Source organism: Dyadobacter luteus, assembly GCF_003383615.1.
In the GTDB taxonomy this organism is placed as follows: Bacteria; Bacteroidota; Bacteroidia; order Cytophagales; family Spirosomataceae; genus Dyadobacter; species Dyadobacter luteus.
The window spans coordinates 19,942-39,982 of sequence record NZ_QNUL01000021.1; the positions used below are offsets into that span (position 1 = coordinate 19,942).

Below are 20,041 nucleotides of genomic sequence, written 5' to 3' on the forward strand. Positions count from 1 at the left end.
AAAGCCTGTAATTTTATGATTTTACAGAATGTGGACAGACGCGTAGGATCGATTCATGCTTATTTGATCTAGGATGATCAAATAAAATGGAGAAATCCAATATCAACTTTGTATGATTCTAAATATTGTCCTAATTTCAGGCCTACTTTTTAAATTTTTTTAATTTCCCGTTATACCGTTAACCGATGAAAGAAAAGGAAAGTACTTCTCCGTCAAGGAGGAACTTTATCAAGGGGTCTCTTGCGGCAATCGCCACAGTTTCAATTGTTCCACGTCATGTTTTAGGAAAAGGATTTTTGCCTCCCAGTGATACGCTCACCAAAGCAATCGTAGGCGTAGGTTCCATGGGGCGGGGACATATTCCGTATGCAGGGACAAAGGTGGTTGCACTTTGTGATGTGGATAAAAAACATCTGCAGACAGCAGTAGGTATGGTTGAAAAGGGAGTTAAAACTTTTTCTGATTACCGCGAATTGATACAACTACCGGAGGTGGATATTGTACACGTAGCAACGCCGCCGCATTGGCACGGGATCATTGCTGCTGATGCTGCAAGAGCTGGTAAGGACGTATGGTGTGAGAAACCGATGACACGTACAATCGGGGAAGGAAAGCGATTGGTAGAGGCTGTGCAACAGCACGGAAGAGTTTTCAGGCTGAATACGTGGTTCAGGTTTGAAGATAATTTCTACGGAATGAAAACGACGGTAAAACCTATTAAAAAGCTTGTTCAGAGTGGATTACTGGGCTGGCCGCTTAAAGTAACGGTGAGTCGTCATACTGGTTTCGACTGGAAGTTTTACTGGGTTGGAAAAACCAATAATGAGCCGCAGCAAGTACCTGCTGAGCTTGACTATGACATGTGGCTGGGGCCTGCCCCGTATAAGCCGTACAGTGCTCATCGCGTGCATCAGACCTTCCGTGGTTACTGGGATTACGACGGGGGCGGACTGGGAGACATGGGCCAGCATTACATTGATCCTATTCAATATTTTCTCGGTAAAGACGATACCAGTCCGGTAAGCGTAGAAATAGATGCCCCTCAACAACATACCGAAGCGGTAGGTACATGGAGACGAATTACCTACACCTATGCAGATGGATGTCAGATTGTACTGGACGGAGAAGCAAAAGATGATAAAGTGGCTTACATAGAAGGGCCGAAAGGAAAACTGTACCCGAATTTCCAATCCGACATTCCTGATCTTCAAAAGAAGCTGGCAGCCTTCCCCGATCCTGAACCACAAGTGACTGATTTTGTAGATGCAGTGAAAAACAGAAAGAAATTTGCGCTTAATGAAGAAAACGGTCACCGGTCCTGTACAATTGTAAATATGGGATTGATCGCATTGCGTTTGGGACGATCTCTGAAATTTGATCCGGATAAGCAGGAATTCATTGATGATGAAGGTGCCAACCGTCTCATTGATCAGCCTATGAGAGGTCCGTGGACCATGTAATACTGTTTTTCTTAATTGTAAAGCTAATCTCTTTCAGACCAGCATTGATGGTCTTTCGATATGAAAAAATACTTTTATTCTATACTGATACTCTGCCTGATGCTCAATAAGAGCATGGCGCAACTTGATAAAAACAGGACAACAGCTACACGCATTGCAGATTTGCTGGCTCAGGTTCCTGCTGAGAATGCTTCGGCATTGAACAAAAATATGGAAGAAATCGCCGAGCTGGGGAAACCTGGTATTGTGCAGATAGCTTCTATGCTCACTGCTCCCGGCAAAGGTGATAACGCTAAAATCCAGTACGCACTCGGCGGATTTACCTACGCAGCTACACAGTCGGGAAAAGAAGCCTGGCGCAAACTGGCTGCAGAAGCTTACGGCGAGGCTTTGTCAAAAGTGAGTGATCCTGATAGTAAAGCGTTTCTGATTTACCAGCTACAGACAGTAGGTAAGGATGAATCGGTAGATGTGCTGAAAGGCTTTTTGGCACATGAAGGGCTTTCAGGTCCTGCTTCCAGAGCATTGGCACGTATTGGCACACCTGCCGCCGGGGCTGCTTTGCTGCAAGCTTTAGCCGGAGCTGAAGGACACGTTCTCGTCGGACTTACCGAAGCACTGGGAACTACGCGTTATAAGGAGGCGGTACCCGCAATAGAAAAGTCTGCAACGAGTGATAATGTCAAATTACGTAAAGTAAGTTTGTTTGCACTTTCTGAAATTGCTTCGCCTTCATCGGCGCCTGTATTGGAGGCCGCGGCTAAAAAGGCGCTTTTCAGATATGACGTTACCGATGCAACAGGTGTGTATGTGAAATATCTGTCCAATTTGGTACACCGCGGAGAAAAAGCATTGGGTGAGAAAGCGGCTTTGGAGTTGATTAAAAGTACACCTGCTCCCGAACAAACTGCAACCCGTTCTGCGGCGCTCAAAATTTATGCGGATGGTAAGAAAAGAGAAAGTGTGCCTGTATTGGTGAAGGCGATGGAAAGTACTGATCCGGAGTATCGGGCTGCAGCACTGAAACTGGGTCAAAAATATACAATGGCCAATGGTACGGCAGCATGGTTGACAGCTTTGCCAAAATCAAAACCTGAAGTGCAGGCGGAAATTATTACGATGCTGGGACGAGCTGAGTCGACAGACGCCTTGCCGGCTGTACTGAAATCTCTCAATGCGAAAGATAAGTCGGTACGTCTGGAGGCAATATGGGCTGCCGGAAAAATTGGCCAGGAAGGTGCACTTAAAAGTCTGATTCCTGTACTTAAAAAAGGAAATGCTGAGGAGGTTGAGGCGGTGAAAGGTGCTTTGCTTACCATGAAAGGCAACGGTGTTGTGAACAAAATTGCTGCTCCTATCATGACATTCCCTCCTGTTGCACAGGCTGCTGTGATTGATGTATTGGCGGCAAGAGCTGCAAGTGATCAGTTCGGTTTGGTAGCATCAATGCTGAAAAGCAGCGATGCAGGTGTCAAAAAAGCAGCTTATGCAGCGTTGAAGTCAACAGCAACTGCAAATGATCTGCCTCAGTTGTTTACATTGATTGATACTGCACCGGAAGGACAAAATATCTCTGCAATTCAGGAGGCGATTAGTGCTGGTGTGAAAGGAGTGGGTACACAAGCGGCACAAAGTGATTTAATTCTCAAACAAATGAGCTCGGCTCGGTCGGAAGCGCAACCACGTTACCTGTCAGTTTTGGCAAGTATCGGAGGGAAATCTGCTCTCGCTTCGGTGGTAAAAGCTTATAATTCCGGTGACACTGCGACTAAAACAGCTGCTATTTATGCACTTTCCAACTGGTCAGATGCAAGTGCTGCTTCTGAATTGCTTTCCATTGCCGGTAAAACTGCTGACGCTGCTGAGTTGAATTCTGCTCTCACAGGCTATGTGGCTGCTGTATCGAAATCTGCAAAGACGCCGGTGAACAAAGTAATCATGCTTCGTGATATCATGGCGCTTGCCAAAACAGATGTGCAAAAAGAATTGATTCTGAAAGAACTGGCCAGAAACAAAACATTCAATGCATTGCTTTTTGCAGGTAAATATCTGGATGAAGCGGGCGTGCAACAGGCAGCGGCGCAAGCTGTCATGAGCATTTCTCTTGCCAATAAAGGTTTTTATAGTGAAGAAATAAAGGGTCTGATCAACAAGACGATAGCAGTATTGAAAGGACAGGATAGTGATTATCAGAAGGAATCTCTGCGCAGACATTTGTCTGAATTGCCTTCCGGTGAGGGATTTGTATCGTTATTCAATGGAAAGGATCTTTCAGGTTGGAAAGGCTTGGTTGAGAATCCTATTGCACGTGCTAAAATGAGTGCAGATTCTTTGGCATACAAACAAAAAAAGGCGGATGAACTTGCTCGTACAGGCTGGTATGTAAAGGATGGTGAATTGGTTTTTTCAGGCCATGGCGACAACCTTTGTACTGTGAAGCAGTATGGCGATTTCGAAATGTATGTAGACTGGAAAATACAGAAAAATGGTGATGCAGGTATTTACCTGAGAGGTACGCCGCAGGTGCAGATCTGGGATACTTCTCGTGTGGATGTGGGTGCACAAGTGGGCTCAGGTGGATTGTATAATAACGCTAAAAACCCGAGTAAGCCATCCAAACTGGCGGATAACGCTATCGGAGACTGGAACACATTCCATATTACAATGATCGGTGATCGGGTTTCAGTAGATCTCAATGGCGAGAATGTGGTGGACAATGTAATTCTGGAAAATTACTGGGACCGTAAGCTACCCATTTTCCTGAAGGAGCAGATTGAGCTGCAGGCGCATGGAAATCAGATCAATTACCGGGATGTTTACGTAAGAGAAATTCCTCAGGCACAGCCTTTCGTTTTGTCCGATCAGGAGAAGAAAGATGGTTTCAAAGTTTTGTTTGACGGAACCAACATGCACGAATGGATCGGGAATACGAAAGCTTATTTTATTGAAAACGGTGAAATGATGGTAGATCCGAAGCGTGGAGGAAATGGTAATTTGTATTCCAAAGATGAATATTCTGATTTCGATTTTCGTTTTGAATTCCAGCTTACACCAGGCGCTAATAATGGTTTAGGAATTCGTACGCCATTGGAAGGAGACGCAGCTTATGTAGGAACCGAAATACAGATTCTGGACAACGATGCACCAATTTACAGAGATCTTAAAGAGTATCAGTACCATGGATCCGCATACGGTATCATTCCTGCAAAACGCGGTTTTCTGAAACCATTGGGAGAATGGAATTATCAGGAAGTGCGTGTGGAAGGTTCCAAAATTAAGGTAACACTAAATGGCACTGTTATTCTCGAAGGTGATCTGGCAGAAGCAAGTAAAAATGGTACTGCCGATAAACGGGAACATCCGGGGTTGAGCCGTAACAAAGGGCACTTAGGATTCCTTGGGCATGGATCACCGTTGAAATTCAGAAATATCCGGATCAAAGATTTGACTGTCGTTTCAGCACCTGAGCCGGAAGTAAAATCAAAAAAGAAGAACAAGAAAAAATAAAGAATAGCTATCGGCCTGGTCAGTATTTCTGATCAGGCCGATTTTTTATGTGAGCATGTTTGATTTTAACTCTTAACAGGCATATTTTTTATATAATAAGTATAGTATAAATTCCTGTTTCAAGGGCTTTCATTGGTTTAGTTACATAAAGAGATAATATGAAAAACAAGCAATTAATCTTTACAGCCGCATTGGCTACATTTTCAGTAATGTATGCAAAAGCGCAACATTCTCTGCACAAACTTTGGGAAACAGAAGCAAAGCTTCCAATTCCGGAATCTGTTCTCTACAACGCAAAAGATAAGCTTCTGTATGTGGCTCAGATTGATGGCAAACCCGGAGAAAAGGATGGAAAGGGAGGAATTGCTAAAGTAGGAACCGATGGAAAAATCATCGCTCAGGATTGGGTGACGGGCCTGGATGCTCCAAAAGGCATGGGTAAAATAGGAGATAAACTTTATGTCGCCGATGTTACTGCGGTTGTGGAAATTGATGCGCGTAATGGCAAGATCATTAAAAAGCACGAAGTGGAAGGTGCTAAATTCCTGAATGACCTTACGATTGACTCAAAAGGAAATATCTATGTTTCGGATTCGGATACGAAGAAAGTTCATCTGATTAAAGATGGGAAAATATCGACTTATTTTGATGATCTGACCAGACCGAACGGCTTGCTGGCTGTAGGTTCTGACCTGCTTATAGCGGATAGTGGTGCATTGAAGCGACTAAGTGCAGACAAGAAAATTACGATAATTGCCGAAGGGATGGACAAAAGTACAGATGGTATAGAGCAGGTAAAGCCAGGAGAATACATTGTGTCCTGTTGGGCGGGCGTGGTCTACTACGTAACGGACAAAGGAGCGGAGAAACTGCTTGATACAAGTGCTGATAAAATCAATTCAGCGGACATAGGATATGACTCAGCAAAGAAAATTGTGTATGTTCCCACATTCATGAAGAACAGTGTTGTAGCTTATCAGTTAAAATAAATAAATTTATAACTTCAAATCATCTAAAAAAACAGGCATTTCTATGGACATTTTTGTTGGGAGCCTTTCTTTTAAGTTAAAAGAAAGCGAGTTGCGTGAAGCTTTCGAAAAATTCGGCGAAGTAAGCTCCGCAAAAATTATTATTGACAAGATCACTCGTCAGAGTAAAGGTTTTGGGTTTGTAGAAATGCCTGATGAATCGCAGGCTCGTACTGCAATCAGTGAATTGAACGGAACAGAAATGTATGGTCGCCCTTTGGTAGTAAATGAATCAAAAGGGAAAGAAACAGGTGGAAAGCCGGCAGACTCAGGGAGATCGCGTGACGACGCTCCACGGAGTTTCAACAGAGATCGGCCGTCTGGCGGTGGTGGTTATAGTAGCGGTGGCAACAGCGGAGGCTATAGTGGTGGTAACAGTGGCTACGGAGGGAGAGATGGGGGAGGAAGAGGCAGATCTGAGCAGAGCAGAGGAGATCGTTTCGGAGGAAGAGATCAGGGTAGAGGAGGAGATTATAAAAGAGGTGGTGGAGGATCTTCCAGAAGAGGTGAAGACAGAGATGAATGGTAGAATACTACTTGGATAAATTAAAAATGGTCAGAGAGCTTAGCTTCCTGACCATTTTTAATTTATATGAATATCTGAATCAGGCAGTCGCCTTGACCTTATTATCCTTAAAGAGGAATACGAAAAGGACGAGAACGACAGCAGCGATTCCGGCAGGAACCATCCAGATCGATGTCCAGTCTTTAACACCATTCACAGTATACATGTCTGCTACAACACCGGCGATCCAAGATCCGATCCCCATTCCGATTCCGTGTGTTGCCAATGTAATCAATCCCTGCGCAGATGAGCGGTATTTTTCCCCCGCTTTGCTATCGGTATAAATCTGACCTGTAACAAAGAAGAAATCGTAGCAAACACCGTGTAATACAATAGCAATATAAAGTAGCCATTCACTTTGCAGGTTGCCATAACCAAAGGCCATGAAGCGTATGATCCAGGCAATTAATCCTACAATCAGAATCCATTTCACTCCATATTTACGGAATGCAAAGGGGATCAGTAACATGAATACAAATTCAGAAGCTTGCCCTAAAGACATTTTATTTTCCACATTGGTCATCCCCGCATCAGTCAGAGATGGATTGGCCATGGCATAATAAAATGACAACGGAATACAGATCAGCAGGGACGAGAAAAAGAAAACAGCAAATGATCTGTCTTTAAACAATTTGAATGCATCAAGTCCCAAAATATCTGAGAAAGAAGTACTTGTGCTTGGTTTTGGAGGCGTATTGGGTAAAAAGAAAGAATACACACCAAGAAGTGCGGCAGCAACCATTGACAGTCTGAAGATGGTTACACTATCCCCGAAACCGTAATAGCCAATGATATTGGAAACGACAATCCATGCCACTGTACCCATTACACGAATAGGTGGGAAGTCTTTTTCTGAATCTTTAACGTGTTGCATGGCGATGGAGGTTGTAAGAGCCATCGTCGGGGCAAAAGAGATACAGTATGCCAGAATCACCCAAAAGAAAGTGTCCGGATCTGTTATTCCGGTAATGACATAAAGTAAAGCTGCACCTACAAGACTGAAAACTCCAAGCACTTTTTGTGCAGCAAAATAACGGTCGGCGATCATTCCGACAAAAAATGGTGCGATAATCATCGCAATAGAAAAGGCGGCATACGCATTCCCAACCTGTGTCCCGGTGGCGCCGAGACTTGTAAACATATACTTACTCATTTGGCCATACCATGCTCCCCATACAAAGTACAGCAGGAACATCATGCCCATTAATTGAAAACGCGTAGTATTCTTCATTATCGGGATATAGGTTAATTAAAATCTAAATTTACTCTGGTTTACTAATGAATAAAATCCTGTTATTCATATCTGCACTTATTCCTCTATTTTTTAATTATTTTCTGTAATTCATTCAATTTAAGCAACGCTTCAATAGGTGATAAGGTGTTGACATCAACCTGACTCATTTTCTCCTTCAGTTCTTCCAGACTTTGATCGGCAGGCTCGAATATGCTCAACTGGAAATTGTTCTTAGGTATCTCGCGTACCTTTTTCTTCTGCGCGGCGGTCACATGATCCTTCTCCAGATGCTGCATGATCTCGCTTGCCCGCAGGACAATAGGTTGCGGCATTCCGGCTATCTGCGCCACATGTATACCGAAGCTGTGGGCACTGCCACCGGGTTTAAGTTTTCTGAGGAAAATAATCTTGTCGTCTACTTCCTTTACGGCTACATTAAAGTTTTTGATGCGTGGGAAGTCATCAGCAAGCTGATTAAGTTCATGATAATGTGTTGCAAAAAGTGTTTTTGGGCGTACGTCGGGCTGGCTGTGCAGGTATTCTGTAATAGCCCATGCAATAGAAACGCCGTCGTAAGTACTTGTTCCCCGGCCAATTTCATCCATCAGTACGAGACTGCGGTCGCTGAGGTTGTTAAGGATACTGGCAGTTTCGGTCATTTCCACCATGAACGTACTCTCTCCGCGACTCAGGTTATCACTTGCTCCTACACGGGTAAATATTTTATCCACAAGCCCCATATGTGCCGATTTGGCAGGAACATAGGAACCCATTTGGGCCATCAAAACGATTAGCGCTGTTTGTCGAAGCAATGCGGATTTACCGGCCATGTTAGGCCCGGTAATGATAATGATCTGTTGTCTGGTGTTGTCAAGATACACATCATTAGGCACGTAGGTTTCTCCAAGAGGTAGTTGCTGTTCTATTACAGCGTGGCGCCCGTCTTTGATATCCAGCTCTTTACCGTCGGTAATCACCGGCTTCACATACTTGTTTTTACGCGCAATGGTGGCAAATGAACCCAGTGCATCAAGCGTAGAAATGATTAGAGCATTTTGCTGTATGGTAGCTACATACTCGGCAGCCGTCTGAACGACTTCATTGAAAATCCTGAATTCGATTGAAGAAATCTTATCCTCTGCATTCAGAATTTTTTCTTCGTATTCTTTAAGTTCGGGAGTGATATAGCGTTCTGCATTCACCAATGTTTGTTTCCTGATCCAGTCTGCCGGCACTTTGTTTTGATGTGCATGCGTCACCTCTAGATAGTAGCCGAAAACCTTGTTATAGGCGATTTTGAGCGATCCTATTCCTGTTCTTTCAATTTCTCTGTTTTGAAGTTTCAGCAGAAAATCTTTTCCTTCATAGGATATGGCGTGTAACTCATCGAGTTCTGCATCCACGCCGCTTTTGATCATTCGTCCCTGATTGGAGAGTACAGGAGCATCGTCACGAAGTTTATTTTCAATTTCGTCAACCAAAACACTACATGGATTGAGCTGATCGGCATATTTATGTAAAATCGCACTGTCGCCAAAAAGATCTTTTTTTGATCCTTTTTCCTTGGATAGGAAGGAAATCAGATCTTTAATCGGAGCGATCTGTTTGAGCGATTTTTTCAACTGAACCAGTTCTCTCGGGTTAATTCTTCTTACTGCAACTTTGGAGATAAGCCGTTCGAGGTCGCCGATGTGTTTGAGGTGTTGAGTGATCGTTTCATGAAAGTCTTCATTCTTCAAAAACTGCTCAACAGTATTCAGCCGCTCCTCAATAGGATGCCTGTCTTTAAGTGGCAATACGACCCATTTACGGAGCATGCGTGCCCCCATTGGTGTAACCGTCTGATCCAGAATTTCAATCAGCGGGATTCCGCCTTCCTGTTGAGGATATATCAATTCCAGATTACGTACCGTAAACCGGTCGAGCCATACATACTTTTCTTCTTCAAGTCTGGTAACACGGCTGATGTGACTTACTTCTTTATGCTCGGTTTCACGCAAATAATGAAGAATCACACCTGCAGCTACAATTCCTAGTGAAAGGTTTTCAATTCCGAACCCTTTCAAAGTGGTAGTCTGAAAATGCGAAATCAGCTGATCATAGCCATATTCATATCCGAAACACCAGTCTTCTAACTGAAAGGTATGGTATTTACCACCGAAAAGCTGATTGAACTCTTTCTTATGTTTTTTGCAAAAAAGCACTTCGGCAGGACTGAATCCCTGAAGCATTTTATCGACATAGGCAGCGTTACCCTGCGAAGTCATGAACTCACCGGTGGAGATATCGAGGAAGGCTACTCCATATGCGTCGTCATCTCCTACATGCACGGCCGCCAGATAGTTATTCTTTCTGACATCTAGTACATTATCATTCAGCGATACGCCGGGCGTTACTAATTCTGTAACACCTCGTTTGACGATTCCTTTTGCTTCCGCAGGGTTTTCCAGCTGATCGCAAATGGCTACGCGTTCTCCTGCTCTTACGAGCTTCGGTAAATAGTTATCAAGCGAGTGATGAGGGAAGCCGGCAAGCTCTTCATGTGCGCCACCATTGTTACGGCGGGTAAGCACAATACCCAGGATTTTAGAAGCACGTATGGCATCTTCTCCGAAGGTTTCATAAAAATCACCCACCCTGAACAGCAGTAATGCCCCGGGATATTTTGCCTTTATCTGGTTGTATTGTTTATTAAGCGGAGTTTCCTTGCGTTCCTTTGCCAACTAATTGTAGGTTAAAATAGTATATGCTCACCACATTATCACTGTCTGATGTGACCTTGTGGTGTATCTGTTTCTGAAATAAGAATAACGGATATCTACAAAAATAACGCTTCTCCCTGGTTTGTCAATAGCCGGGCGAGTCATTTAAGTAATGCCTGAAAAGTTATCGGAGAAGACGAGTAATCTCTGCCGGAGCTAGTTCCCAAACAATTCCGGGAGAAATATTCACAGGACAATCGGCAAGAGATATATCTCCGATTGCCCAGCGCGCCAGCCTGAGCGTAGGAAAATTAACGGCTGCTGTCATTTTGCGAACCTGCCTGTTTTTACCCTCGTGTAAGATGACCGAAATCCAGGATGTAGGAATATTCTTCCTGAACCGGATAGGTGGATTGCGCTCAGGCAACTCAGGTTCTTCGAGCAGTGTAACTTTGGCAGGCAAGGTCTGGTATTTTTTGCCATTGATAGAAATTACCACACCTGCACTCATGGCATTGCATGCTTGCTGCGTGGCCTGGCCCTCTACCTGAACGTAATAGGTTCTTTTATGTTTGAAACGGGGTTCAAGCAGTTTGGTTTTAAGGGCATTATCGTTGGTAAGCAAAAGTAATCCTTCACTGTCGGCATCAAGCCTGCCTACGGGATATACATCTTTCGGGAAATCAAAATCAAGATCAGCCAGCGTAGCATGGTCGCCTTCATGGGTAAATTGTGAAAGCATTCCAAAAGGCTTGTAAATAAGAAAGTACTGAAACAATGTTAAATTGAAATAGGGACTTACTTGCCCTGATTATTATTTGATTAAAGCGCCCAGATCAAGCTCAAATCCGGGAAGTACTTCCTCGCCGGATAATTGGAGGTGAAGCGTATCATGAACGAACATGGTTTTGCGGGAACTGTAAATATAAACCTTGTTATCGAAGCGATCGATCAGCCAGCCCAGTTGAGTGCCGTTGTCGATATATTCGCCCATTTTATTCTGAAGATATTTGATATCATCTGATTTGGAACGGATTTCAACAACAAAGTCAGGACATACAGGAGCAAATTTTTCTTTATCCGCCTGACTGAGTGCTGCCCATTTTTCTTCTTTAATCCATGAAACATCGGGAGAACGAACAGCGCCATTTGGTAACGTGAAGCCCGCTGAAGAGTCGAATACTTCACCTAAACCTGTACTTTCATTCCAGATAAATAAATAACCTGAAATCCGAGAATTAAAATTTCCGGTAAATGATCCTGTTGGAGACATAACTATGATATTACCGTTTGAGTCTCTTTCGAACTCTAGTGTGTCATTCATCTGGCAAAACTGAAAAAACTCATCCTCACTCATCAGTTCACCCATTTTCAATGTTACCGGCATTTCGATATTCATAACTCCGAGGTTTTATTTACAGACCTGATCAAAAATACGAAATAAAAACAGGATATAGAAAAGATAACACAGCTGTTTCTACTTGATTTCCAGCCATACCGGACAGTGATCCGAGTGTACAGCATCATTGTACTGTCTGCTTGCTACAATCCTGTCTTTGATTGTATTGGCAACAGAAATATAATCGATACGCCAGCCTTTGTTGTTGGCTCTTGCACCCGCGCGATACGTCCACCAGGAATATTCCCTGAGATCCGGATTCATGTGTCGGAAGGCATCGGTATATCCATTTTCAAACCATTTGGTCATCCATGCTCTTTCTTCCGGAAGAAAACCGGAGGATTTTTTGTTTCTAACCGGATCGTGAATATCATTTTCAGTATGCGCAATATTATAGTCGCCGCATATGATCAGGTTCGGCCGTTCTTTACGCAATTCATCTGCCCATTCGTAGAAATCGGCAAGAAAACTCATTTTAACACCCTGACGAATTTCTCCGCTCGTACCTGATGGGAAGTAGCAGTTTAAGATAGTGATGTCACCAAAATCTGCGCGAAGAATACGGCCTTCAATATCATAGACCGGCAGATTGGCTCCGATGGAAACGAAGTCAGGTTTGATCTTTGAAAAAATGGCCACTCCGCTGTATCCCTTCTTTTCTGCTGCATGCCAGCCAATCAGTTCGTAACCTAATTTTTCGAAACCGCTGAGATCAACCACATCAGGAGTAGCTTTTACTTCCTGAAAGCAAAGTATATCAAAACTTTTGTCGCTTAGCCACTCCAGAAGTCCGTTTTTCAGGGCTGCGCGAATTCCGTTCAGATTATAAGTCAGTATTTGCATGATCAGATATCAATATAATAAAAGTGTTTTTCCGGTAGGATTCGAGATCCATTTCCCTTCCTGTTTCGACATCATCCACAATGAGAAATTGCCTGCGGGTAGTTTATTCCGGAACAAGGTATACTCGTAAAGCGGTTGGTAATAAGTTCGGGTGGTCAGGAAATCTGAAACGGAATGAGGCACCGGTAGCGCCGGCAGCAAGATTGTATACTTATCTGAATTCAGAACGAAGTAAGACGGGGCTACTCCATTTTGGCTTTCAGCTGAAAGACAAATAGATTTAGGCGGTAGTGCTTCTTCGTTGGCTCTCATTAATACACTCACTCCTGTTTTGGCTTGATAGGACTGTTGTCTGTTACCTGTTTTTTTGATTAAAAGCTGTTGTGCAGGAAATTGATTGGATTCATACAACTTGCTTAGCCCATCTTTTTCGATGGAACTAACCAGTTCTTTCATTCTGGTAGGATGATTCCAGAAAGGTATATCTCCGAAATTATTACCGGTAGTCAGGAAAGTGGAAAAGTTCTGAAAAAAGTAACCGTCCAGGGATAGCTCCTCATACTGCTTTCTTAACTGTGGTATAGATTTAAAATAGCTGACGACATGCAGAGACAAAAAGACTAGCATGGAGAAAATGGCTATACCTGGTTGTAATTGCCTGATACCTTTTGTCATAATTATGAGGGCAACATAAGCAGTAGCGAGTCCCGCTATTCCGAAAATCATGTAACGTCTGGAAAGAAGCTTTCCGCCGTGCATCATCCAGTTACTCAACGGTCTGCTGAGGACAAACATGCACCCGGTCCCAATTACGAACATCAGTGCTCCCAGTATTAACCAGTGTGTCCAATGCAATCGTGCGTTGGACAGCGAGCGGAGTAACCACATCAGCATGATCAGGCCGATGACAGCTCCTGCAAGTACACAGAGTATCATATCCGTATAAAAACCGGGAATTGAAGGATGAGGAATATCCAGATAAAATGCGTTGCCCCAAAAACCTAAAGCGAAAATCAGGTTATAGATCGGATGTTTCCAAGGCTTTTCAGCTTCGGAAGTGATAAAATGATAATCGAAAAGGAAGTAAAATGCAATCACTGCAGCAGCTGCAATCGCCCATTGAAAAAGCAGTGAAAATCGTCGTTGCAGAATCAGAATGAGTGCGCCGGATATCCAGGTAAGCATACCACTACCACTGATATAGGTTGTGACAATAGCTGCAACGATACCAATTACGAGACCTTTCTGATCGTTACGCCCCAAACCATATGCAGATAGAAATGCAAAAAACAGAAGCGGAGTATTTTGTATTGCTGCTATCCCCCAGAAGGCATTTTCAAAGTAAACAAGGTTAAAAAGAATGTAGGGGACAGGAATAAAATAGTACCAGGAAATATCCTCTTTTTTCAGCGAGCGGAAAAACATAAACAGAATTCCGAGCATGAACATATTACCCACCAGAATCTGCACTTTAATATTGACAGTTCCAGTGAAAAAGACCATAATCAACATAATAGTCCGTTCAAACGGAAACCGATGCTGGTTGATCTGCTCGAAAAGGAATTTCATGGATTCAACAAAATTCGTTTCCTGGCGGAATTTATAAATCGTTTCAAGCAGATTGTAGTCGTCAGTGAAAGGGACATTGACGAGGTGAGCGCTCAGAATCAGATAGAAATAGACAACCGGAGCAATAATGAGTCCGCCTGCTACCCAGGGACGTAATGCTTTAAGTTTGTCTGATACAAAAGTTGCTCCGAATAACAGAAGCAGGACGAGAATTAACCCGAAGTATTCAAAAAGAAAAGGATTGTGAAGCAGATAGTTATCCAAATCGATGAGTTTTTTGTTGATACAAGTGCGAACAATTTGTTCGCCGGAGTGTCTGAAATAACTAAGTCTGGCAAGGTAATACTTACCAGACTTAGTTGCAAAAAACAGCTATTTAATAGAGCCGGTCAGCATATTACTGGTGATTTCTTTCTCAAAAGTGATGTAGCCGGGATAGTTCAGTTGTTTACCCGCCAGATCCAATGTCGGCTTCACTTTTACAGTGAATTTGGAAGGATTCGCACCAGATTTGCCGGTTAGTGCCATTACCATATTTACAAATTCATCTCTTGTCTCGTTATTATTGAGCAATTGATAAACATTGGCGTTAAGTTTAATAGGGACGCGGGTACTCGCAGTTCCCGGCATCACTTCAATTCTTTGGTTAAGAAATCCGCTGAATATTTCACTTTTGGTTAACAATACCTTGTATTCCAGTTGATTGATTGCTGCACGATTTCTCGTAGGATTGGTGATGTCCATATTCACACGCAGATCCAGTGGCACGTTTTTGCGAAGTAAGGCAATGGCAAGTCCCGGATATTTGGCCAGATCCAGATCATTGAAACCTCTTATGTTTTTGAATTCGCGGATATCAATTCCTGCAACGTACACGCTGTCAACCGAAGCGAGGTCATATTTGCATTCCCCAAAAGTTTTCACCTCGGAAACCTGCTTGCCTACACCACAACTAATAAAAACAGCGGAAGCGGCCATAGCCAGCAGAACAAGGACAGAGGTAAGAAGAATTTGCTTTTTCATTATAAATTAATTTTTTCAAAGTTAAGCAGATGGTAACACAACGCAACCCGACCGGCTTCATTATTTACAGTCTGATAATTTTGTACACCCTTCTGCGATTTGCTATTTTACAAACCAGTGGTAGGACGAACAGTCGTATATCCGTCACAAATTGAAGACAGAAGTCCTGATTAGGGGTAGAGCTGTTCCATCAATTTTTTGAAATTAGAATTCTTGCATGCATTCAGCCGGAAACATACCTTTGCAGCCGTAATTTTTCAGGATTTAAAAACACATCAATCATGGCAAGCTGGTATTTGGGGAAAATAAAATATCAAAAGGAAGATGAAGCAGGGAGTCTGAAGACGATTAGTGAAGTGTATCTTGTTGATGCCATCTCCTATACGGAATCGGAAGCCAGATTGTACAAACAAATCGTTACGGGAGCTACAGATTTCAGCGTGGCGAGCATCACACGTATGCGCCTGGCAGATCTTTTTGCCTATGAAGAAGGAGAGCAGTGGTTCAAAATCAAGGTGATTTATTTCTCTGTGGATGAAAAGAGCGGGAAAGAGAAGAAAGTAGTTAACTATATGTTGCTGAATGCCGACGGAATTGATCAGGCACTTGAACGTATCAAAGAAAGCATGCGTAATTTCCTGATTCCTTATGAAGTGACGGATATTAACCTGACAGCGATTCTGGACGTATTCCCGTATTCGGCCGAAGAAGATGAAGTAGAAATTCCTGCTAACATGAGGCCTCTTTCTGAGGTGATGGCAGAACGTGCGGCTGCTGAAGATATTTAATGTATTGAAAGCCCGGATCGTTCCTGGTCCGGGCTATTAGTAATACTTTCATTAATCCATTTTAACTTCCTGATACGGCTTTGTCACAGCCAGGAACGGATCAGGATTAATGCCTGATAATTTGAGTTTGATACCTCCTGCATTGATCTCAGAAATAAGCTGATTTGAGCTCAGCAAATACAGATAATCAATGGACACCGGTAAACTCGCGGGAACTTCAATTAGTTCAAAACCATAAATGGGATATGTATTGAACGGCAAAGTCGTGATCCAGATTTTGTCTTTATTCTCCGATGTTGCATAAGAGAGGTCGTATTCCAGACTCTCAAATCCAAAATCTACTCTTTTATTTCCCGTTGGCGCACAGTATGTTGCAAAGTTTTCTTTCTGCTGCGACTGCGTTTCTGCATCAGGTTTGACGTCCTCTACTTTCTCCGAAATTTTGATCTTTTTGCCATCCTCATCGGTTCCGTAGTGAAAGTAGCGACCGTCTGAAAATGCGATGATAAAATCAAAAGTCTCCTCCTGAAAGCTGCTTTCTCTCTTAAAACACATGGTGCCTGTCACAGGGTCGAGGTGAATCTTTATCTCCCCCTTTGTCTTCTCAGCAGCATTTTCATAAGTCATCACAATTGAATGGCTGAAGTAATATTGTCCTTTATCAGGCTTCCACTGAAGGGCACGTTGTTTATCCGGAGTGATTTTTTTGATTCCTTGCGCCTGAGATAGGAGAGAACAGGCAGTAAGCGTCAGGAACAACAGTACTGTAAGTTTCTTATGCATTGTATTGGTAAGTTTGCGTTGATGCATTGTCGTAAATGGGGGTAAAAGTACGAATCCGGAGGTGATTTTTAACGCAGATATTTTGGAGGTTTGATATGTTATTTTTAACCGCAATGGACGCATGAGTGAAATTCACATTATTGTCATTGCGCGTCTTGCGGGACCATTGTGAGCCTTGCGGTTAAATCGGGTTTTTACCGCAATCGACGCTATAGGTTACGCAATGGACGCAAGGATAAAATTCAAATGATAGACCATTGCGCCCCTTGCGGTTAAATCGGGTTTTTACCGCAATCGACGCTATGGGTTACGCAATGGACGCAAGATTGAAATTCAGAGGATAGCTCATTGCGCCCCTTGCGGTTAAATGGACTTTTTTACCGGGAAGATTGTAAATTGCAGCGTATTAGAAACTGGTATATGCGTTTTAGTTTTCAAAAGAAAAGAATTGTTCTACAGGAAGGTCGGAAGGCCTATTTTTCTTCGGATTACCATTTGGGAGTGCCTAATGTGAAAGAAAGCCAGGAGCGCGAAAGGCTGATCGTTCGCTGGCTGGAATCAGTGGAACATGATGCTCAGGTACTTTTCCTGGTAGGTGATATTTTTGACTTTTGGTTCGAATACGGGCATGCCGTTCCGAAAGGTTTTGTACGCGTATTAGGTAAGCTGGCTCAGTTATCGGATAACGGAGTGGAGTTGATCGTGTTTACTGGTAACCATGATATGTGGATGTTTGGTTATCTCACCGATGAACTGGGGGCTTCGGTATACCGGAATCCTGTTCATTTTGAATTTGTAAATAGCAACGGAGACACGTCGCATTTTTTGGTAGGCCATGGTGATGGACTTGGCCCTGGCGACCAAACTTACAAAATACTCAAACGGGTTTTTGAAAACTCATTTTTCCAGTTATTGTTCCGTCTGGCGCATCCTGATATAGGCATCTGGATCGCCAAAACATGGTCCAAGAGGAGCCGTGCCGCAAATGTGGAGAAAGGCGAAGAGCAGTTTATGGGAGAGGATAAAGAATGGTTGCTTCAATATTGCAAAGAAGTTGAAGCGCAACAGCACTTTGATTTCTACATATTCGGGCACAGACATTTAAGGCTTGATCTTGCGGTAAATGATCGGAGCCGTTATATCAATCTGGGAGAATGGGTTACATTACAGACATTCGCTACCTATGACGGGCAGGAGATGTCACTTTCCAGGTTTGAATAAAAAGTTTTTAATTTTTCGTTTTATCAGTCTCTACGGCCGGAATAAAATCCTTTTGGGTAATATTTTCACGAGGCGTATTCCCCAGATCTTTGCGGTATTCCTTTTGTTTAAGATCTCCGTTTTTAACAGACTTGATAAAGCGGTTCCAGGCAAACGGGTTCAGGAATGGGAAAGTGGTAGCGAAATTTTTATTTCCCGCTGCTTCTCTTCCGAACAACTGTTGATCCATCGTATATCGATAGTTCGTCTGGGCATTGTTCGGCATGGATGCCGCCATCTTGTTGATGTAATCTATGTCTGTACTTTTAGCCAAAGCTTCTCTGTCAGCCTGATCCGGTAATTTAAGAGCAAGGAATGCCTTCTTAAATTCTTCTTCCGTAGAATATGGATAAATCTTCACCTCAGTAAGAAGTGTAGCATCTTCCTGCATCGCCACGATCGCCGAATAAGTATCAGAGTTGTAATTACGGGGGATCAAATGAAACTGCTTTTTATAACCGAGGTAGCTATAAACAATACTATCACCAGGGAAGACTGCAATAGTAAAAGAACCATCCGATTGGGCCAAAGTAGCTCTTCCTGCTTTGGGGATATAAATCGCAGCACCCGGAAGGCGTTCACTGGATTTGCCGGCTACCACGATACCACTAAAAATAATCGCTTTTTTCTCTCCCTGCGCAAAACTATCGTAGCCGGAAACAACTGCTGCAAGTATCAATAATATAATTAAAAGGCTCCTTTTCATTCGTTCAGGGTTTTGCCCGTGGCTCAATTGAGCACAGCATTGTATTTAATTACTAAGATTTTAACTGCTTATGCAGTCATGTTCAAAAATCATTCCTGTTTGAGAATGTTTCTGATAAAGAAACATTACGTCGTTGCTTTCAGGAGAATAACTTTAAGAAGGTAATGATGAAAGGTGCTGATAGCAGCAAACCATCAAAACGATCCAGAAAACCTCCGTGGCCGGGAATACTACTCCCCGAGTCCTTAATGGCAATGCTCCTTTTGAACAGTGACTCTACCAGATCGCCATAGGTGCCTACAACGACAATTATAGCACCTATACAATACCATTTCCAGGGTTCGAATGTAAGGAAATATTGCCCCAAAACAAAGGCGATCACTGCTGCAAAGGCGGCACTCCCTATGGCTCCTTCCCATGATTTTTTAGGAGAAATCCGCTCAAACAATTTACGTTTGCCAAACTTGGTTCCTGCAAAATAGCCGCCGATGTCGGATGCCCAGAGTAAAAGCAAACTACCCAATACGATCTCATAATTATAGATTCCCCCTCTCATGGCTGTTGCTACAATGAGTGCAAAAGGCAATGCCACGTAAATGATTCCAAGGAAAGTAAATCCGATATTGGTAAACGGTTTGAGGTCGTTTTTTTTGTACAGTTTGATAAAGAAAATCATGGACAACAATGGCGTAATGATGAAATAGTTTTCGAAAGGGACTATTTCTTTTTCTATCAGATACGCAAGAAGCATCATGACTGTGCCACAGAATGTGCCGTAATAAGTAAGTGGCTGGTTTCCGTCGAGCCCTAGTAGCTTGTAAAATTCAAGTTGCGTTAGCGAACTGATTACACAAAGTACTAACAAGCAGGTCCAATCGCTGTACACGATACCGCTGATGATTACAAATACCCCCGCAAGGGCAGTAATGGTTCTTTGTTGAAGGTTACTAAGGTTATTTAGACTCTTCTGCATTCGCTAGTACTGTTAGTGCCTTTTCCAGATCATGAGTGGGCACGTGAACTTCACACGTACCAAAAATAGGATAGCTGCTGTCTTTTCTGTTCACAATTACCGCTGCTATTCCGGCTTGATCCAGAAGTTCGCGTGCCACTTCGGCCTTTATTATTTGTTCGCTTTGAAAGGCTTTTGACCAACTTTCATCCATGTCAGACT

General features: G+C 43.1%; 17 protein-coding genes. 6 read left to right on the forward strand and 11 right to left on the reverse strand.

Annotated features, from left to right (window positions below):
• Positions 1–185 precede the first annotated feature (185 nt).
• From DSL64_RS21005 to rbp, 4 genes are all read left to right on the forward strand, one after another.
• On the forward strand, positions 186–1,460 hold the full coding sequence (locus DSL64_RS21005; RefSeq protein ID WP_115832903.1) for a Gfo/Idh/MocA family oxidoreductase: 1,275 nt from the start codon (positions 186–188) through the stop codon (positions 1,458–1,460).
• A 60-nt stretch (positions 1,461–1,520) separates the two neighbouring features.
• Positions 1,521–4,967, forward strand: coding sequence for a 3-keto-alpha-glucoside-1,2-lyase-like domain-containing protein (locus tag DSL64_RS21010; protein ID WP_115832904.1), 3,447 nt, complete (start codon positions 1,521–1,523; stop codon positions 4,965–4,967).
• 158 nt (positions 4,968–5,125) lie between these two features.
• Positions 5,126–5,956, forward strand: coding sequence for a strictosidine synthase family protein (locus DSL64_RS21015; RefSeq protein WP_115832905.1), 831 nt, complete (start codon positions 5,126–5,128; stop codon positions 5,954–5,956).
• A 43-nt stretch (positions 5,957–5,999) separates the two neighbouring features.
• On the forward strand, positions 6,000–6,524 hold the full coding sequence (gene rbp / locus DSL64_RS21020) for an RNA-binding regulator (protein WP_115832906.1): 525 nt from the start codon (positions 6,000–6,002) through the stop codon (positions 6,522–6,524).
• A gap of 76 nt (positions 6,525–6,600) precedes the next feature.
• Here rbp and DSL64_RS21025 read toward each other — a convergent pair whose 3' ends face one another.
• From DSL64_RS21025 to DSL64_RS21055, 7 genes are all read right to left on the reverse strand, one after another.
• Complete coding sequence (locus DSL64_RS21025; RefSeq protein ID WP_115832907.1) at positions 6,601–7,791, reverse strand: nucleoside permease; 1,191 nt, start codon at positions 7,789–7,791, stop codon at positions 6,601–6,603.
• A gap of 86 nt (positions 7,792–7,877) precedes the next feature.
• On the reverse strand, positions 7,878–10,517 hold the full coding sequence (mutS, locus tag DSL64_RS21030) for a DNA mismatch repair protein MutS (RefSeq protein ID WP_115832908.1): 2,640 nt from the start codon (positions 10,515–10,517) through the stop codon (positions 7,878–7,880).
• 163 nt (positions 10,518–10,680) lie between these two features.
• The gene (locus tag DSL64_RS21035) at positions 10,681–11,274 is read right to left on the reverse strand and encodes a pseudouridine synthase (protein WP_115832909.1); all 594 of its coding nucleotides are present in this window, start codon (positions 11,272–11,274) and stop codon (positions 10,681–10,683) included.
• Positions 11,275–11,310: 36 nt separating this feature from the next.
• Positions 11,311–11,895 carry a Uma2 family endonuclease gene (locus tag DSL64_RS21040; RefSeq protein ID WP_199539462.1) on the reverse strand — a complete coding sequence of 195 codons (585 nt, stop codon included), beginning with the start codon at positions 11,893–11,895 and terminating at the stop codon, positions 11,311–11,313.
• Positions 11,896–11,973: 78 nt separating this feature from the next.
• Positions 11,974–12,738, reverse strand: a complete 765-nt coding sequence (locus DSL64_RS21045; RefSeq protein ID WP_115832910.1) for an exodeoxyribonuclease III — start codon at positions 12,736–12,738, stop codon at positions 11,974–11,976.
• A gap of 9 nt (positions 12,739–12,747) precedes the next feature.
• On the reverse strand, positions 12,748–14,571 hold the full coding sequence (locus tag DSL64_RS21050; protein ID WP_229217172.1) for a hypothetical protein: 1,824 nt from the start codon (positions 14,569–14,571) through the stop codon (positions 12,748–12,750).
• 108 nt (positions 14,572–14,679) lie between these two features.
• Positions 14,680–15,330, reverse strand: a complete 651-nt coding sequence (locus DSL64_RS21055) for a hypothetical protein (protein WP_115832911.1) — start codon at positions 15,328–15,330, stop codon at positions 14,680–14,682.
• Positions 15,331–15,611: 281 nt separating this feature from the next.
• Between DSL64_RS21055 and DSL64_RS21060 the strand changes: the two genes are divergently transcribed.
• On the forward strand, positions 15,612–16,118 hold the full coding sequence (locus DSL64_RS21060) for a DUF4494 domain-containing protein (protein WP_115832912.1): 507 nt from the start codon (positions 15,612–15,614) through the stop codon (positions 16,116–16,118).
• A gap of 51 nt (positions 16,119–16,169) precedes the next feature.
• On the opposite strand, the gene DSL64_RS21065 is transcribed toward DSL64_RS21060, so the two are convergent.
• A complete protein-coding gene (locus DSL64_RS21065; RefSeq protein ID WP_115832966.1) occupies positions 16,170–16,901 on the reverse strand; it encodes a hypothetical protein in 732 nt (243 codons plus the stop codon).
• Between the two features lie 420 nt (positions 16,902–17,321).
• Here DSL64_RS21065 and DSL64_RS21070 point away from each other — a divergent pair, with 420 nt between their 5' ends.
• On the forward strand, positions 17,322–18,122 hold the full coding sequence (locus tag DSL64_RS21070) for a UDP-2,3-diacylglucosamine diphosphatase (RefSeq protein ID WP_115832913.1): 801 nt from the start codon (positions 17,322–17,324) through the stop codon (positions 18,120–18,122).
• Between the two features lie 7 nt (positions 18,123–18,129).
• Here the strand turns inward: DSL64_RS21070 and DSL64_RS21075 are convergent, their stop codons facing one another.
• The 3 genes from DSL64_RS21075 to DSL64_RS21085 form a co-directional block, all read right to left on the reverse strand.
• Positions 18,130–18,867, reverse strand: a complete 738-nt coding sequence (locus tag DSL64_RS21075) for a carboxypeptidase-like regulatory domain-containing protein (protein ID WP_115832914.1) — start codon at positions 18,865–18,867, stop codon at positions 18,130–18,132.
• A 139-nt stretch (positions 18,868–19,006) separates the two neighbouring features.
• On the reverse strand, positions 19,007–19,840 hold the full coding sequence (locus tag DSL64_RS21080; RefSeq protein WP_115832915.1) for a phosphatidate cytidylyltransferase: 834 nt from the start codon (positions 19,838–19,840) through the stop codon (positions 19,007–19,009).
• Positions 19,821–20,033 (reverse strand): putative signal transducing protein, encoded by a 213-nt coding sequence (locus DSL64_RS21085; RefSeq protein WP_115832916.1) that lies wholly within the window; start codon positions 20,031–20,033, stop codon positions 19,821–19,823. Before DSL64_RS21085 ends, DSL64_RS21080 begins: the two co-directional genes overlap by 20 nt.
• Positions 20,034–20,041 lie beyond the last annotated feature (8 nt).

Coding starts and splice junctions, on each gene's coding strand:
- DSL64_RS21080 (WP_115832915.1), bottom strand. CDS start 19,840: ATGCAGAAGAGTCTAAATAACCTTAGTAACCTTCAACAAAGAACCATT.
- DSL64_RS21055 (WP_115832911.1), bottom strand. CDS start 15,330: ATGAAAAAGCAAATTCTTCTTACCTCTGTCCTTGTTCTGCTGGCTATG.
- rbp (WP_115832906.1), top strand. CDS start 6,000: ATGGACATTTTTGTTGGGAGCCTTTCTTTTAAGTTAAAAGAAAGCGAG.
- DSL64_RS21060 (WP_115832912.1), top strand. CDS start 15,612: ATGGCAAGCTGGTATTTGGGGAAAATAAAATATCAAAAGGAAGATGAA.
- DSL64_RS21015 (WP_115832905.1), top strand. CDS start 5,126: ATGAAAAACAAGCAATTAATCTTTACAGCCGCATTGGCTACATTTTCA.
- DSL64_RS21085 (WP_115832916.1), bottom strand. CDS start 20,033: ATGGATGAAAGTTGGTCAAAAGCCTTTCAAAGCGAACAAATAATAAAG.
- DSL64_RS21010 (WP_115832904.1), top strand. CDS start 1,521: ATGAAAAAATACTTTTATTCTATACTGATACTCTGCCTGATGCTCAAT.
- DSL64_RS21025 (WP_115832907.1), bottom strand. CDS start 7,791: ATGAAGAATACTACGCGTTTTCAATTAATGGGCATGATGTTCCTGCTG.
- DSL64_RS21005 (WP_115832903.1), top strand. CDS start 186: ATGAAAGAAAAGGAAAGTACTTCTCCGTCAAGGAGGAACTTTATCAAG.
- DSL64_RS21040 (WP_199539462.1), bottom strand. CDS start 11,895: ATGAATATCGAAATGCCGGTAACATTGAAAATGGGTGAACTGATGAGT.
- DSL64_RS21075 (WP_115832914.1), bottom strand. CDS start 18,867: ATGAAAAGGAGCCTTTTAATTATATTATTGATACTTGCAGCAGTTGTT.
- DSL64_RS21045 (WP_115832910.1), bottom strand. CDS start 12,738: ATGCAAATACTGACTTATAATCTGAACGGAATTCGCGCAGCCCTGAAA.
- DSL64_RS21070 (WP_115832913.1), top strand. CDS start 17,322: ATGCGTTTTAGTTTTCAAAAGAAAAGAATTGTTCTACAGGAAGGTCGG.
- DSL64_RS21065 (WP_115832966.1), bottom strand. CDS start 16,901: ATGCATAAGAAACTTACAGTACTGTTGTTCCTGACGCTTACTGCCTGT.